Source organism: Ruegeria sp. AI2, from assembly GCF_056541275.1.
In genome coordinates this window covers 1-521 of record NZ_JBQFYB010000099.1, presented here as the reverse complement: position 1 = coordinate 521, position 521 = coordinate 1, and the positions used below count along the sequence as shown (strand labels likewise).

2 pseudogenes are annotated in these 521 nt (G+C 60.3%); both read right to left on the bottom strand.

From position 1 onward, the window contains the following. A pseudogene (locus tag ACR0LL_RS21375) lies at positions 1-190 on the bottom strand (GNAT family N-acetyltransferase); the annotation flags it as partial. 1 nt (position 191) lies between these two features. Further along, positions 192-521 (bottom strand): annotated as a pseudogene (locus tag ACR0LL_RS21370) (signal recognition particle protein); the annotation flags it as partial.

Below are 521 nucleotides of genomic sequence, written 5' to 3'. Positions count from 1 at the left end.
CGCCAAACCCAAGAAACTGCCAACTGGCCACGTCCGAGCCCAGCATCGACCAAAGGTCCTGCGCCGAGTACGGCCCATCCATGTACTTCGCCCAATCGGTCGCAAACAGCTTCGCCATCGGCTCGAAATCCTCAAGCCGGTGATGGCGCAACGTTAGGCGCGTGGTGGATATGGTGGGCGCAAGGGTCACGTTACTTTTTCTTCCCAAAACCGCTGAGACCCGGGGGCAGGGTCATACCGCCGCCCATACCAGGCAGACCGCCGCGTCCACCCATCGCCTTGGCCGCCTGTTCGAGCGCTTTAGGGTCCATGCCTGCGGCCATCTCCTCGGGTGAGGGGCCGCCTTTGCCGAACATGCCTTTCATGGCTTGTTTCAGCATCTTGCCTTTGCCCATCTTGCCCATCTTTTTCATCATGTCCGACATCTGCCGGTGCATCTTGAGCAGTTTGTTCAGGTCGCTGACCTCCATCCCCGAACCGGCGGCGATGCGTTTCTTGCGGCTGGCTTGCAGCAATTGCGG